The following is a 14,513-nucleotide window of genomic DNA, read 5'->3' on the forward strand; positions in this document are numbered from 1 at the left end:
TCTTCTGAGAAAGTCGCTTTCAGGTTAATAATCAATAAATCAGCTCTTGACAAAAACATGTTTGGAGGTAGTGGATAACAAAAACAATTTTCCCTTCCGTGATGTTAATATACTATCAGATTAATATAATGATAACATGATGAATAAAATAGATATTCCCGATAAAGGGAAAAGAAAAAGAGTAGTTATTGTAGGTGGTGGTTTTGGAGGATTAAAGTTGGCACGTAAACTAAAAAATGACAATTTTCAAATTGTTCTGTTAGACAAAAATAATTATCATCTGTTTCAGCCTCTTCTCTATCAGGTAGCTACAGCCGGTATAGAACCGAGTGCAATCTCTTTTCCTTTCCGCAAGATTTTTAAAAAGCGTAAATATTTTCATATTCGTATCTGTGAAGCCCAACGGGTTATTCCGGAACGAAATATATTGGAAACTTCCATTGGAGTTATTGAATACGACTATTTGGTAATTGCAACCGGATGTTATACCAACTATTTCGGTAACGATAAGATGGCTCTCCATACCATGTCTCTCAAGACGACGGCAGAAGCTCTCTATAACCGTAACCAAGTACTGGAAAGCTTTGAGAAAGCGCAGAACACGAGTAATTTGAAAGAACGGGAAAAATTGATGACGTTTATAATTGTAGGTGGCGGAGCTACCGGAATAGAACTTTCGGGTGCATTGGCAGAGATGCGTAAGTTCATTTTGCCACAAGATTATCCCGATCTGGATATAGAGCAGATGCGTATTGTCCTTATCGATGCAGGCCCTCGCCTACTCTCGGCTTTCTCCGAAAAATCGTCAACCGAAGTACAGGACTATCTGGCAAAAAAAGGAGTTGAAATAAAGGTGGATTCCAAGGTGGTAGATTATGAAAATGATTTGCTTACTCTGGGAGATGGTACGGCCATACCTTCTACAAATATCTATTGGGTAGCAGGTGTGAAAGCTAACAGTATTGAAGGACTTCCACAGGACGCTTACGGACCGGGGAATAGACTGAATGTAGATGTTTTCAACAAGGTAACCGGTACTAACAATGTATTTGCTATTGGTGATACTGCTCTGATGATTTCAGAAGATTATCCGAGGGGGCACCCTCAGGTTGTTCAGCCGGCTATTCAACAGGCTAAGCTTCTTGTTCAGAATCTGAACAACATAGAAAAGGGACTTCCACTTAAACCTTTTGTGTATCATAATAAAGGTTCGATGGCTACTATCGGAAGAAATAACGCTATTGTGGAGTTGAAGAATATCCGTTTTGGTGGTTTTCCTGCCTGGGCAGTCTGGCTATTCATTCACTTAATGAGTATTGTAGGTGTAAAGAACAGACTTTTCATTTTCATAGACTGGATGTGGAGTTATTTCACTTATGACCCTTCGTTGCGATTAATAATAAAGCCTGTGAAAAGAGTAAAACCGAAGAAATGATATAGGTTACTCTCATTTTAGTAGATATGGAAAAGGGAATGTCGCGATGACTTATTCCTTTTTTTCATTAAATATAGTATTAGAGTTATAATAGTTATGCTTTCAATATTTGGAACCGGAATATATAAAATACCCCCGAAGTAATGGAATATACTCCAGAGGTATGAGAAGGTTTGTGGATATCACTTCCTTATTCTATTTTATTATTTGTCATCCTCTTCAAAGTAGCCATATTCATGGAGTATGCCTCTACCTATTTCTTCGAGACAATCTTTGAAGAAATCTTTTACCTTTTTCATAATTATTCCTTTCTGTTAATGTAATATATATCTAATAACAAAGGTAGACAAAAAGAGTTTATACTTTTTATCTCTGTAATGCTTTATTTGATATGAATCAATTTAAACAATGTGAAGCTAAGGTTTGTTTATATTGTATAAATTATCAAACTAATAAATGAAACTTATGATCTACAATTTTTTATTTCCCTCAAAGCCCAATAGTACAGGGGCATCCTTATTCTTACTTGCATTGCGTATTTTCTTTGGTTTGCTATTGATGAATCACGGCATACAGAAATGGAGTAGTTATCAGGAACTATCCATAGCTTTCCCCGATCCATTGGGTGTAGGGAGCCCGGTATCTTTAGGATTGGCTATCTTTGGAGAACTTGTTTGTTCAATGGCGTTTATCGTCGGCGTATTATATCGTTTGGCTATGTTGCCTATGATTTTTACAATGGGCATGGCATTCTTTGTCATTCACGGTAATGATGCTTTTGCTGTAAAAGAACTGGCACTCATCTATTTAGTTGTATTTATATTGATGTATATATCCGGTCCCGGTAAGTTTTCTGTCGACTATTTATTAGGGAATGAACTTCGGAAGCGAAGAAAAAATGTAAAATAGAAATTGCACCATGTTTTGTTTCTATTAATTAAAAGGTTTATATTTGCAACTGTATAAAGGACTTATAGCTATTATAGGTCTTTTTATCGTTTCACAAAATAACAACTAAAAAACAGAAATTATGAAAAAAAACAGATTGACATTGGTCGCAGCTTTTGCTCTGAGCGGTACTATTTTGTTTAGTTCATGTGTAGGTTCATTTGGTTTATTCAATCGCATTTCTTCCTGGAATCAGTCAGTAGGAAATAAGTTTGTAAACGAACTTGTGTTTCTTGCACTGAACATCGTTCCGGTATATGGCGTTGCATATTTGGCGGATGCTTTGGTTATCAACTCTATTGAGTTTTGGAGCGGTTCTAATCCGATGGCAAACGCTGGAGATGTAAAGAAAGTAAAAGGCGAAAATGGCAACTATCTGGTAGAAACTCTGGAGAATGGTTATTCGATTACAAAAGAGGGTGAAAAAACTGCTATGGAACTGATCTACAACAAGGAAGCAAATACCTGGAATGTAGTAGCTAATGGTGAGAGTACCGAACTTCTGAAAATGAACAATGATGGTACAGCGCAGATGTATTTGCCTAATGGCGAGTCAATGACTGTCACTCTGGATGCTCAGGGAACTCTTGCAGCACGTCAGATGGTAATGAACGGTCTGCTGTTTGCTGCCCGTTAATTTAATGCATAAAGAAATGTCAAAAGATGAAACATGCTCTGCACAAAGAGATGTTTCATCTTTTTTATTCACTAAATTATGAAAATACTACGAATATTCTCTCTCATTGCTTTTATGGGCTTGGCTGCTGCCTGTCAGAAACAGTTACCTCAAAGTGAAGTTGTACGCAATGCAATAGCATTCTGTGAAACCTTTTATGATCTTGATTATGCGGCTACCAAAGAATTGGTTGTTCCGGCTTCCCTCCCATATCTTAGTTATATGGCTACAAACACGACCCAGGAGCTCATTGACAAGGTAAATGCAAAAGGACCGGTTGTTGTGACTGTAATTAGTGAGCAAATGAATCCGGAAGAAGGGCATGCAACCGTTATCTGTTCGGTAAAAAATTATCTGAAAGCTGATTTCTTTAATGGTACATCTGCTATTCTTCCCGAGAAACAGGACACCATTCATTTGGTAAAAGAGGATGAAAGATGGTTGGTTAAAATGGATAACCCACTGCAAAGTGGAATGCAAAATCACGACTGAACTTGGGATGAATAATGGGCCAGCGCTCTTTACCATTTTTATAAGCCGGATTGATGGCTTTCATTCCACCGTCGAAACGTAAAACAAAGAAATCCAGATCCAAACGTAAACCTAAGCCATAAGCAACGGCAATCTGCTTATAGAATTCATTGAACTTGAATACACCGCCCGGTTGATTGGCGTAATCACGGATTGTCCAGATATTACCGGCATCAATAAAGGCAGCCCCCTGAAACTTCCAGAATAATTTACTTCGATACTCGATGCTCGCGTCCAGTTTGATATCGCCTGACTGATTCAGGAAATTACCGTCACCGGGAAATGAACCCGGCCCTAAATCACGTACAGACCATCCGCGTACACTGTTGGCACCTCCTGAGAAGTATTGCTTCTCAAATGGAATGGTCTTTGCATTACCGTATGGAACCGCAATACCAAAACCGGCATGAAATGCCAATGAGTTACGATCATCTATCCGGATATTCTTGGCAAAGTCAAAATCACCTTTCAGATACTGTGCGTACGGAATACCGAGAATAGCATATTCGCCATCATCGTTTTTACGTATACCGGTTGCTTTAGAGAATGCATACAAAATATTTCCTGCCGATTCTATATTGGCACGGATGGAGTAAGAATTAGAACTGATGGTATTGTTCACCAAAGCATTTCCGGCACTGTTATAATTATAACTGTAACCCATGCGTACGATAAGCCGGTTCTTATAGTTATATTCAAAAATATGATTCTGCCCCTTGTTGATATAGTCTTCGCGAAACTTTTGGGAGATCCAGGGCAAATACAGATAGCCGATATCTATCAAGTCAATACGGTGTTGTGCCCGTTGACGCTGTGTCCATTTGTAACTCCACGAAGCCGAAGCTACTGTACGTGAGAATTCCGGGCGTAGCTGGTAACTATATTGCAAGCCAAACTCTGTGGTAGCACGTATTTTACGTTTAAAATCAGAACTCAGAAAAGGAAATAAGAAGCTTGGAAAGTTTATACTCGTTTCTACACCGTATTCTGTGTAGTTGTTATTGTGATAGTCGCCCTGTAATCCGGTGATTGCTTCGTATGCACCACGAAATTTCATCATAAAAGTTTCGGAACCACGAAAGAGATTCCGATGCTGGAAAGATACAGAAGCTGCTGCTCCGAGATCACCGGCAGAATTTGTTCCTTCCAGCTCAAAAGAGATTGACTTATGTTTGCTTTTGGTTAGCATCACATAACAATTCAACAGGGTACTGTCTCCTACCAGGGTTTCAAAGAAACGAATATTGGTGTATTTCAATGCCGGTAGGCGTCCGAAGTTTGAGTAAGTCCGTTGTACATCACGTTCGTTATATAGGTTACCCGGAAAGAGCAGTAGGTTATCTGTCAATACTTTAGGTCGCAGATATAACTTGTCTTTATAATAAATGGGATAACCATTGTAGTGTATGGAGTCATTAATTTCAATACTGCTCAACGCAGAAGACTGGAGAACATCGTAGTCTGTGATAAAATTTATTTTGTTGATACGATATTGATTATGTGCTTGAGGTGCATCGGCAGTGTGCGTTTTATAGGGTTGCAGATGTAGAGTCAGGTCTACAAGATTAGTATTGCGTACAGTATCAGCTGTATATGAAATATAGTCTTTATTGAATTTATAGTATCCGTTACGCAATAGATGGTCCGTTATTCGTTGCCGTTCTGCGTCCAATACATTTACGTCAAACAGCATACCCTCTTTCAATAAAGTATTTGCAGAATCTTTTCGCATATACTCACCTACTTTCGGATCACCAATATCATATTTCAGCGTACGTACAGTGTAAGGTTTACCTGTAGTTACCTCATAATAAAGCTTCAGTTTCTTTTTCTTTATTTTCGTCGTACGCTTAACGGAAGCACTCATATATCCCATATTCTGGACAGCTTTTGTTATTTCCTCCTGTGAGCGTTGTGCTTCGCTTTCGTTGTAAATAACCGGAGCATCTCCTATTTTACGAAGAAACTTATTGTACCATTTGCTGGAGTCACGTCCTGAAAGATCATAAACGTACAACTGTGTTTTTATCAGGCTAAACCATTTTGCATTGGGATTTTGACGTACATAATTGCGTAGGCTGGAAGGTTTTACTTCTTTGTTATTAGTAGATACTTTAACTTCGTCCAATAAATAATAACCATCCGGCACAAACTTGGTAGCGGAACACGAAGCCAGCGTCAGAATGGTAAAAGAAAGTAACGTGTAAAGATATCCTCTCCTCATAGGGTTTTATTAGTTGCCTCAAATACCCTACAAATATAGGCGAATTTTTCTGTATGGGGAAATAATATATGCTAATTCGCCCCTAAGAAGTTGCTACAACATCGTAGGGGCGAACTATTGGTGATTTCAATGTTTTCTCTCTGACCCGTCGTTTATTTCAGACGGAACACAACTGGTACGGTATATTTTACACGTACCGGTTCACCTTTTTGTGTTCCCGGTTTCCATTTCGGCATTCCATTGATCACACGCAAGGCCTCTGCATCCAATTCAGGGTCAACACTGCGAACTACTTTTGCATCGTCAATACTTCCATCCGTATTAACAATGAACTGTACGATAACACGACCTTGTGTTCCTTTGGTTTCGGCTCCTTTCGGATACTGTAGGTTTGCAGCCAGATAGTCCATCAGTGCCTTATTGCCTCCTTTGAATTCCGGCATTTCTTCTACCATATCGAAAACAGCATTGTCGATGTCTACTGTATCCGGTTTGACTTCTGTAGGGATGTATTTTACTTCCGCTTTTTCTTCTGTTGATTCTTCTTTGCCTGTATTTGTACAGTTACTGAATAGAATCAACAAAGCAGTTACAGGAATGAACATGAGGTATTTGCTTCTCATGATGTTACGGGTTCTTTTTCTGTTTAACATTTTAATTCGGTTCTTTAAAGGTAATACACTAAAGTTATTATATAAATTTGCTGCAGCCGGTTGGTTTTGTTTGAGTCCTAAGAGATGATACTGATACGTTTTTCTGTCGTAACCACTGGTCACTACTTTCCTGTCGGCAAGATACTCATGATTAATACGCATTTCGCTTCGTATGAGCCAGGCAAAAGGATTGAACCAGCAAAGAATGACTACGAGCTGTGCCAATAATATATCCGCCGAGTGAAGTTCGCGTACATGCGTCTGTTCATGTACCAATATCTCTTTTGTCTCTTTTTCATTATACATACCCGGATACACACAAATCCACTTAAAGAAAGAATAAGGCTCTTGCTTTTCTTTGGGCTGACATATACGGATTCCATCAATATATACTTTTTTACTATGATGAAGCATGATACAGGTTTTGCTGATTTCCAGCAATGTACGTGTTAATAAGATAATCGCTCCTGCTATGTAAAGGCCAGTGAGAACTATTGTAACCAATGGAAAATATGACGCATTATCAGCTGTTCCACTTACGATTGTTATTTCGGGCAATACCTTTTGATATAGGGTATTTACTACACCGGTTACATTATTGTCTGCTATCATCCAGGCAGAAAGATCAAACAAAGGATATGTGAATGCGATGATATAGATTAAAATCAACATCAGTCTGCGTAAGCCAAAGAAGGTATCTTTACTAAACAATAATTTATAAAAGAAGTACAGCACAACTAATGCTATATTTACCTTCATGAAGTATAGAATAAAAAGTGTCATATCTCTGATTGTTTTTAAGATTCTTCGTCTTCAATGATATTAATAAGTTCTTTCAGTTCCTTTTTGCTGATTTTACGATCTCTCACAAAAAATGAAACCATTTCTTTATAGGATCCAGTAAAATAATTACTTACCACTCCACTAAGGAAATAACGCTTGTAATCACTCTCTTTAATTATGGGATGATACTGAATAGAGTTGCCCAGTTTGAAAGGAGACAGATATTGTTTCTTCTCTAAATTACGTACTACAGATGCCACACTGGTATAAGGAGGCTTTGGTGCAGGCATTTGATTCAGCACATCTCTTATAAAACTTGGGCCTATCTTCCAAAAGTAAAGCATTACTTCTTCTTCTTGCTGTGTAAGTCTTTCCATTATATTTTTATTTGTTACTGATAACCAGTCTACTATTTTTAAGCAAATCTACGATAATTAAGTAGATAGTATATATTTATTGGTATAAATAATGTTAATCATAAGAAAATAGATGTAGAAAAAGAATCGTGAGAAAGTGGTATATTGGAAATATCTTTATAGCTTTGCCGTAAATATCAGGTTTATATGACTCTATTAAGCAAAAATAAAATAAAGTACATTCGCTCATTGGAGCTAAAAAAGATACGTAAAGAAGAAAAAGTCTTTCTGGCTGAAGGTCCGAAACTGGTAGGTGACTTACTTGGACACCTATCCTGTAGCTTGCTGGCTGCTACTTCTTCCTGGTTACAAGAACATACATCTGTTCAGGCAGATGAAATAGCAGAAGTTACTCAGGATGAACTATCACGTGCCAGTTTGTTGAAGACTCCTCAACAGGTACTCGCTGTATTCAGGCAACCGGAATATATTTTAAATACTTCTATTCTTCGTAATTCACTCTGCCTTGCTCTGGATGATGTACAGGATCCGGGAAACTTAGGTACAATTATTCGTCTTGCCGATTGGTTTGGCATAGAGCATATCATTTGTTCATCTAATACGGTGGATGTTTATAACCCTAAGACGGTACAAGCTACTATGGGCGGTATAGCTCGTGTAAAAACATATTATACTCCCCTGCCCGACCTTATTCGTTCTCTTGGTGATATTCCGGTTTACGGAACATTTCTGGATGGGAAGAATATATACGGCCAACCTCTATCCCGTAATGGATTGATTGTGATGGGAAATGAAGGAAGTGGAATTAGTAAAGAGGTGGAAGCACTAATCAATCAGAAACTATATATTCCTAATTATCCTCAGGAGAGAGAAACTTCCGAATCGCTCAATGTAGCCATTGCTACAGCAATTGTCTGCGCCGAGTTTCGGCGACAGGCTGCATCATTGTAAAATCAAAAGGAAATAAAAGATAAGCACAGAATTTATCTTTCACCTGGGTTAGCTCTATGACGCCCGGTAACCATTCTACCGATTCTATTTCTTCGGTAAGGGGGAAGAATCTCACAACGTATTCTCCCTCCATTTCTACTACCTGTTGTTTGAGAAAACCGGTATCCGGTGCATACAAATAATGAGAAGCAAAGCGTTTCATCTCCTTAGTTCTGAAATTTACTGTGAACGGCGACGTTGATTCATCTGCCGTTCTTGTCTTATCTCACGTTTCTCCATTTGTATGTGCTTCTCTACTTCGAGTTGTTCCGGTTTCACTTCACGTTGCAGATTGCTGCGACGGCGATTCATCTCTTCCGGAGTTAATCTTGGCTGAGGTTGCTGATCTGCTTTCTCTATTGTATCAGCTGTTTTTTTCGAAACTACCTCTTTCACTACATCCTGCTTAAGAGAATCTGTTTTTAAAGAATCATTCAAAACCGGCAGTGTATCATTGGAGTGATAACGCATGAGTGTGATATCATCAGTCAATAAGGTATGCGGTGTTTTTTTCCTTGGATAATAGATAAATCCTTTCACTTCCTTGATAGCTCCCAACGTATCCGATTGCAGGCGGATACGCTGTATCCCCGACTCTGTCACTCGTTTGGTTTCACTTATAATACTGTCATTTTCAAATTGAATCTGCATACCCATTAATGCGTACAGAGTCGTATCCGGCTTAACACGTTCAAGGAAATGATAACGAACTTCCCATACCAATGTATCACGTTTCTTGAAATTAGAATCCGAAGGCAGGACAAACGTCAGTTTATTATCTATTGGCATTCCCGTTAAGCGTCTCATACGTTGCCATGCCCATACATCAATACTGTCACCAGGAGTAGATGTCATCGGCTTTTTGTCGCGTATGGCAATTAAGTGATTGATCGAATTTTGTTGTGCTTTTAACCTTTTACTAACTCTTTCATAGACTTTGGCCAGTACTTCCGTGTTACGAGTATACCATACCATAGACGAATCGAAAACAGCTTCCGTTGTACCATATTTGCTGAATACAGCATTTGTATACAATACTTTTTTATAGCTCTCATTGTATGGCAGATTATCACTCATCGCTTTCGCTATATGATAATCATATAACAGGTTTTCCATTGTTGTTTCCGGAAGGACTCCATCGGGTCTTTTAACCTTACAACCAACAACAAATACCACTAACAGGCACATAATATACAACCGGCACCGGAAATCTCTTTTCATTTTCTGTCTTAGTCCTTTTTTTCGTGTGAGTGATAAGACTCATTCAGATATTTACTATAAAAAAGAAGCAATGCGATGATACCACAACTGATAGCGGCATCAGCGAAGTTAAAGATGGGACTAAAGAATATAAAATGCTCTCCCCCAACAAACGGTATCCATGTAGGCCAGGTAGTATCAATAATCGGGAAATAAAACATATCTACTACCTTACCATAAAACCAAGTGGAGTATCCTCCCCCTTCGGGCATAAAACTGGCAATTTGTGAATGTGTACTCTCGTTAAACAGTACTCCATAAAATACGCTATCAATGATATTTCCCAATGCTCCGGTAAGAATCAAAGAAACACAAACAATGTATCCTGTCTTAAATCCTCTCTTTACAATCTTATACAGATACCATCCTATCAATGCTACGGCAATAATGCGGAAAGTAGTAAGGAATAATTTTCCGAAAATCTCCATACCAAATGCCATACCATTGTTTTCCGTAAAATAGATATAGAACCAGTTGGTAATCCGGATACTTTCGTGCCAATACATGTGGGTTTTAATCCAGATTTTAATAATCTGGTCTATAATCAGCACCGAGAAGATGACGATCAGGGCTATTTGTCCTTTCGTGAGTAGTTTTTTCATTTTGTTGAATACAAGTTATATAAGCTACGAGCTATAAGTTACAGACTACAAGTACTTTGCCAATAGCACACAGTACGTGTAATTTGTAGCTTATAGCTCGTCACTAATTTTATTTCTTGCCACTATTCTTTGCTTCAATGCTGAGTGTAGCATGAGGCACAGCACGCAGACGTTCTGCAGGGATCAGCTTTCCTGTTTCACGGCAAATACCATACGTTTTGTTTTCAATACGTACAAGAGCAGCCTGCAATCCTTGAATAAACTTCAACTGACGTTGTGCCAGGCGAGTCGTTTCTTCTTTTGACAGTGTGTTAGCTCCTTCTTCCAGTACTTTGTATGTGGGTGATGTATCGTCAGTATCGTTTCCATCAAGACCCATCAAGCTGAGTTTCAACTGATCGTAATCACGTTGTGCCAACTCCAGTTTCTCCATTATAATGGCACGGAACTCCTCAAGTTCCGCATCCGAATATCTTGTCTTTTCTGCCATAATTTTTACTTTTTAGAGGTTATTGGTATTAGAATTATTCTTTTACTACATTGACAAATAAAGAAAAATCGTCGAAATTAAGCTCCGTAGCGTCTTTTACCTCATCTGCCAAAGTCAGGGATGTACCCAAAACTTGGTTACAAATATAATTATTATATTCTGTTACCGCATCATCTGTTTGTGGATTTTTAGAGATTGTTATCCGAATCTTGTCAGTTATTTCAAATCCACTTGATTTACGAATATTCTGGATACGATTCACTAATTCACGGGCAATACCTTCACGGCGAAGTTCTTCAGTAACGGTAACTTCAAGGGCAACTGTCAGTTTACCTTCATTTGCAACCAGCCATCCCGGTATATCTTCACTGATGATTTCTACATCTGCCGTTTCTATCACAGCTTCTGTTCCATCCAGATTCAGTGTATATTTACCGTTCTTTTCCAGTTCGGCGATAGCCTCTTGTGACATTTCTGCAACAGCAGCGGCTACGGCCTTCATCTGCTTTCCAAACTTCGGACCGAGTTTTTTGAAATCACATTTCACTTTTTTCACCAATACACCGGCAGCACCATCTACAAACTTGATATCCTTTACATTCACCTCATTCATAATCAATGCTTTCACTGCTTCGATGTGAGCCTTCTGCTCTTCGTCTATTACAGGAACCATAATACATTGCAACGGCTGGCGAACTTTAATGTTTACCTTACGACGTAATGCCAATACCATAGAAGTGACGTCTTGTGCCATTTGCATACGTGCCTCCAACCCTTTGTCTATCATTTCCTCATTGTACTCAGGGAATTTAGCAAGGTGAATAGATACGACATTGTCACGTCCGGTAGCAACAATCAAGTCGCTATATAAACGATCTGCATAGAACGGGGCAATCGGTGCCATTAGTTTGGCTACTGTTTCAAGACATGTGTACAGCGTTTGATAAGCAGACAATTTATCTTGTGTGAACTCACCTCCCCAGAAACGTTTACGGTTCAAACGAACATACCAGTTAGACAGATTATCGTTCACAAAATCTGAGATCAGTCGTCCTGCTTTGGTTGGTTCGTAATCATTGTAACAAGTGTCCACTTCTTTGATCAGTGTATTCAGTACAGAAAGTATCCAGCGATCTATTTCCGGACGTTCTTCCATAGGCACATCCGCTTCCTTGTATTCAAATCCATCTACATTGGCGTAAAGCGCAAAGAATGAATATGTATTATATAATGTACCAAAGAATTTACGACGAACTTCCTCGATACCATCTATATCAAACTTCAGGTTATCCCATGGCGAAGAGTTCGTTATCATATACCAACGCAACGGGTCGGAACCGTATTTTTCGATTGTAGAGAACGGATCAACAGCATTGCCCAGGCGCTTGGACATTTTATTCCCATTCTTATCCAGTACCAGGCCATTAGAGATAACAGCTTTATAAGATATGGTGTCGAATACCATTGTTGCAATAGCATGCAGTGTAAAGAACCATCCGCGTGTCTGGTCCACACCTTCTGCGATAAAGTCTGCCGGGTATACCTCATGGCTGTCCAGCAATTCTTTATTTTCAAAAGGATAGTGAATCTGTGCATAGGGCATAGCGCCTGAATCAAACCATACGTCGATAAGGTCTGTCTCACGTTTCATAGGCTTTCCGTCTTCGGATACCAGGATGATATCATCCACATACGGACGGTGCAAATCTATTCTATCGTAATTATCATCTGTATATTGTCCCGGAACGAACCCTTTCTCTTTATAAGGATTAGATTTCATAAATCCGGCAGCTACCGATTTCTCTATTTCGTTGTATAACTCCTCTACAGATTCGATACATATTTCACTACTGTTATCTTCCGTACGCCAGATGGGTAGCGGAGTACCCCAATAACGAGAACGGCTCAGGTTCCAGTCATTCAAATTTTCCAGCCATTTGCCAAAACGTCCTGTTCCGGTAGATTCCGGTTTCCAGTTGATTGTTTTGTTCAGCTCTATCATACGGTCTTTGCAGGCAGTAGAACGAATAAACCAACTATCCAACGGGTAGTACAATACCGGTTTGTCCGTACGCCAGCAGTGCGGATAGTTGTGCACATGCTTTTCTATTTTGAATGCCAGGTTGTTGGCTTTCATCATCATGCAAATACTCACATCCAATGACTCATCCTGATCAGTAAGATTCGGATCATAGGCATTCTTTACGAAACGCCCTGCGTATTCTTTATATAGTTCTACGTTAACCCGCTCTTTTACAAACGTTTCGTCCAGTTCATTTAAAGTATAGAATTTACCGGTAAGATCTACCATAGGGCGGAGCTCACCTTTCTTATTGATAAACTGCAAAGGAGGAACGCCGGCTGCTTTTGCTACCTGAGCATCGTCTGCACCAAATGTCGGAGCAATATGTACGATACCTGTACCATCCTCAGTGGTTACATAATCACCCAAGATGACGCGGAATGCACCCTCGCCTGGGTTAACCCATGGGATCAGTTGCTCATATTCCATACCTACAAGGTCAGTGCCTTTATATTCGGCTATTACTTTGAATGGAACCAACTTGTCACCAGGCTTATAGTCTTCAAGCTTCAGTTCGGCAGCTTTTGGGTTGAAGTGAGCATTCAGTAATTGCTTTGCTAATATCACTGTGATTGGCTGGCCGGTATATGCATTGTATGATTGTACAGCTACATAATCTATTTTGGGACCTACGCAAAGCGCAGTATTTGAAGGCAGAGTCCATGGCGTAGTAGTCCATGCAAGGAAGAAAGGAGTCCCCCACTCTGTCATTTCAGGTTTAGGGTTCTTCATCTTGAACTGTGCTACTACAGTTGTATCTTTCACATCGCGATAGCAACCCGGTTGGTTTAACTCGTGTGAGCTCAATCCTGTTCCGGCAGCTGGAGAATAGGGCTGAATAGTGTATCCTTTGTAAAGTAATCCTTTTTTATATAACTGTTTTAATAGCCACCACAAGGTTTCGATATAACGATTGTCATACGTGATATACGGATGTTGCATATCCACCCAATATCCCATTTTATGAGTCAGATCTTCCCATTCTTTGGTGAACTTCATCACATCTTTACGGCAGGCTGCATTATATTCGGCCACAGAAATAGTCTTACCGATATCCTCTTTTGTGATACCCATCGCTTTTTCCACCCCTAACTCTACAGGCAATCCATGTGTATCCCAACCGGCTTTACGTTTTACCTGATAGCCTTTCATCGTTTTGTATCGGCAGAAAATATCCTTGATAGAGCGAGCCATCACATGGTGAATGCCCGGCATTCCATTAGCTGAGGGAGGTCCTTCGTAAAATACAAACGAAGGGCAGCCTTCACGTTCTGTCATACTCTTGGCGAAAACCTGGTTTTCGTCCCATTTTTTCAATACGTCCTTATTTACCTGTGAAAGGTCGAACTGCGAATATTCGGCGAACTTCTTGCTCATGACTATAGATACGATTTTACTATTTACAATTACAGTTGGAGGTACCCTCCTTATTTTAAGGGTGCAAATGTACAAAAACATTCG

The 14,513-nt window shown here is 39.4% G+C and carries 13 protein-coding genes; 5 read left to right on the forward strand and 8 right to left on the reverse strand.

The genetic code is table 11. From position 1 onward, the window contains the following. Positions 1–136: 136 nt before the first annotated feature. The 4 genes from K8P02_RS07875 (at position 137) to K8P02_RS07890 (ending at position 3,551) form a co-directional block, all read left to right on the forward strand. Positions 137–1,435 (forward strand): NAD(P)/FAD-dependent oxidoreductase, encoded by a 1,299-nt coding sequence (locus K8P02_RS07875; RefSeq protein ID WP_025866381.1) that lies wholly within the window; start codon positions 137–139, stop codon positions 1,433–1,435. 465 nt (positions 1,436–1,900) lie between these two features. Further along, complete coding sequence (locus tag K8P02_RS07880) at positions 1,901–2,344, forward strand: DoxX family protein (protein WP_007485597.1); 444 nt, start codon at positions 1,901–1,903, stop codon at positions 2,342–2,344. A 121-nt stretch (positions 2,345–2,465) separates the two neighbouring features. Continuing rightward, entirely contained in the window at positions 2,466–3,020 is a 555-nt protein-coding gene (locus K8P02_RS07885) for a DUF3332 domain-containing protein (RefSeq protein ID WP_002560268.1), read from the forward strand. Between the two features lie 78 nt (positions 3,021–3,098). After that, positions 3,099–3,551 (forward strand): hypothetical protein, encoded by a 453-nt coding sequence (locus K8P02_RS07890; RefSeq protein ID WP_044157787.1) that lies wholly within the window; start codon positions 3,099–3,101, stop codon positions 3,549–3,551. On the opposite strand, the gene tamL is transcribed toward K8P02_RS07890, so the two are convergent. The 3 genes from tamL to K8P02_RS07905 all read right to left on the reverse strand — a co-directional run bounded on the left by tamL (position 3,505) and on the right by K8P02_RS07905 (position 7,627). Beyond that, positions 3,505–5,814 (reverse strand): translocation and assembly module lipoprotein TamL, encoded by a 2,310-nt coding sequence (gene tamL, locus K8P02_RS07895; protein ID WP_223382206.1) that lies wholly within the window; start codon positions 5,812–5,814, stop codon positions 3,505–3,507. The two genes, K8P02_RS07890 and tamL, sit on opposite strands and share 47 nt — an antisense overlap. A 152-nt stretch (positions 5,815–5,966) precedes the next feature. Then, positions 5,967–7,250: a M56 family metallopeptidase gene (locus K8P02_RS07900; protein WP_007485594.1), complete on the reverse strand. Its 1,284-nt coding sequence runs from the start codon at positions 7,248–7,250 to the stop codon at positions 5,967–5,969. A 14-nt stretch (positions 7,251–7,264) separates the two neighbouring features. Further along, entirely contained in the window at positions 7,265–7,627 is a 363-nt protein-coding gene (locus K8P02_RS07905) for a BlaI/MecI/CopY family transcriptional regulator (protein ID WP_002560272.1), read from the reverse strand. Between the two features lie 186 nt (positions 7,628–7,813). Between K8P02_RS07905 and K8P02_RS07910 the strand changes: the two genes are divergently transcribed. Continuing rightward, the gene (locus K8P02_RS07910) at positions 7,814–8,578 is read left to right on the forward strand and encodes a TrmH family RNA methyltransferase (protein WP_002560273.1); all 765 of its coding nucleotides are present in this window, start codon (positions 7,814–7,816) and stop codon (positions 8,576–8,578) included. On the opposite strand, the gene K8P02_RS07915 is transcribed toward K8P02_RS07910, so the two are convergent. The 5 genes from K8P02_RS07915 to ileS form a co-directional block, all read right to left on the reverse strand. Further along, positions 8,529–8,780, reverse strand: coding sequence for a hypothetical protein (locus K8P02_RS07915; RefSeq protein ID WP_002560274.1), 252 nt, complete (start codon positions 8,778–8,780; stop codon positions 8,529–8,531). The genes K8P02_RS07910 and K8P02_RS07915 overlap by 50 nt on opposite strands. A gap of 17 nt (positions 8,781–8,797) precedes the next feature. Beyond that, positions 8,798–9,838, reverse strand: a complete 1,041-nt coding sequence (locus K8P02_RS07920) for a DUF4296 domain-containing protein (RefSeq protein ID WP_002560275.1) — start codon at positions 9,836–9,838, stop codon at positions 8,798–8,800. Between the two features lie 8 nt (positions 9,839–9,846). Next, positions 9,847–10,479, reverse strand: a complete 633-nt coding sequence (locus K8P02_RS07925) for a lipoprotein signal peptidase (RefSeq protein WP_002560276.1) — start codon at positions 10,477–10,479, stop codon at positions 9,847–9,849. Positions 10,480–10,588: 109 nt separating this feature from the next. After that, on the reverse strand, positions 10,589–10,969 hold the full coding sequence (locus tag K8P02_RS07930) for a TraR/DksA family transcriptional regulator (RefSeq protein WP_002560277.1): 381 nt from the start codon (positions 10,967–10,969) through the stop codon (positions 10,589–10,591). A gap of 34 nt (positions 10,970–11,003) precedes the next feature. Continuing rightward, positions 11,004–14,429 carry an isoleucine--tRNA ligase gene (ileS, locus tag K8P02_RS07935; protein ID WP_025866383.1) on the reverse strand — a complete coding sequence of 1,142 codons (3,426 nt, stop codon included), beginning with the start codon at positions 14,427–14,429 and terminating at the stop codon, positions 11,004–11,006. Positions 14,430–14,513: the final 84 nt, after the last annotated feature.

The sequence above is a fragment of the Bacteroides nordii genome (genome assembly GCF_019930665.1).
Lineage (GTDB): Bacteria > Bacteroidota > Bacteroidia > Bacteroidales > Bacteroidaceae > Bacteroides > Bacteroides nordii.

What these genes read in the sequence shown, in the direction of transcription:
- ileS (WP_025866383.1), bottom strand. Translation starts at nt 14,429, where the DNA reads ATGAGCAAGAAGTTCGCCGAATATTCGCAGTTCGACCTTTCACAGGTA.
- K8P02_RS07885 (WP_002560268.1), top strand. Translation starts at nt 2,466, where the DNA reads ATGAAAAAAAACAGATTGACATTGGTCGCAGCTTTTGCTCTGAGCGGT.
- K8P02_RS07910 (WP_002560273.1), top strand. Translation starts at nt 7,814, where the DNA reads ATGACTCTATTAAGCAAAAATAAAATAAAGTACATTCGCTCATTGGAG.
- K8P02_RS07905 (WP_002560272.1), bottom strand. Translation starts at nt 7,627, where the DNA reads ATGGAAAGACTTACACAGCAAGAAGAAGAAGTAATGCTTTACTTTTGG.
- K8P02_RS07920 (WP_002560275.1), bottom strand. Translation starts at nt 9,838, where the DNA reads ATGAAAAGAGATTTCCGGTGCCGGTTGTATATTATGTGCCTGTTAGTG.
- K8P02_RS07875 (WP_025866381.1), top strand. Translation starts at nt 137, where the DNA reads ATGATGAATAAAATAGATATTCCCGATAAAGGGAAAAGAAAAAGAGTA.
- K8P02_RS07880 (WP_007485597.1), top strand. Translation starts at nt 1,901, where the DNA reads ATGATCTACAATTTTTTATTTCCCTCAAAGCCCAATAGTACAGGGGCA.
- K8P02_RS07930 (WP_002560277.1), bottom strand. Translation starts at nt 10,969, where the DNA reads ATGGCAGAAAAGACAAGATATTCGGATGCGGAACTTGAGGAGTTCCGT.
- K8P02_RS07925 (WP_002560276.1), bottom strand. Translation starts at nt 10,479, where the DNA reads ATGAAAAAACTACTCACGAAAGGACAAATAGCCCTGATCGTCATCTTC.
- K8P02_RS07915 (WP_002560274.1), bottom strand. Translation starts at nt 8,780, where the DNA reads ATGAAACGCTTTGCTTCTCATTATTTGTATGCACCGGATACCGGTTTT.
- tamL (WP_223382206.1), bottom strand. Translation starts at nt 5,814, where the DNA reads ATGAGGAGAGGATATCTTTACACGTTACTTTCTTTTACCATTCTGACG.
- K8P02_RS07900 (WP_007485594.1), bottom strand. Translation starts at nt 7,250, where the DNA reads ATGACACTTTTTATTCTATACTTCATGAAGGTAAATATAGCATTAGTT.
- K8P02_RS07890 (WP_044157787.1), top strand. Translation starts at nt 3,099, where the DNA reads ATGAAAATACTACGAATATTCTCTCTCATTGCTTTTATGGGCTTGGCT.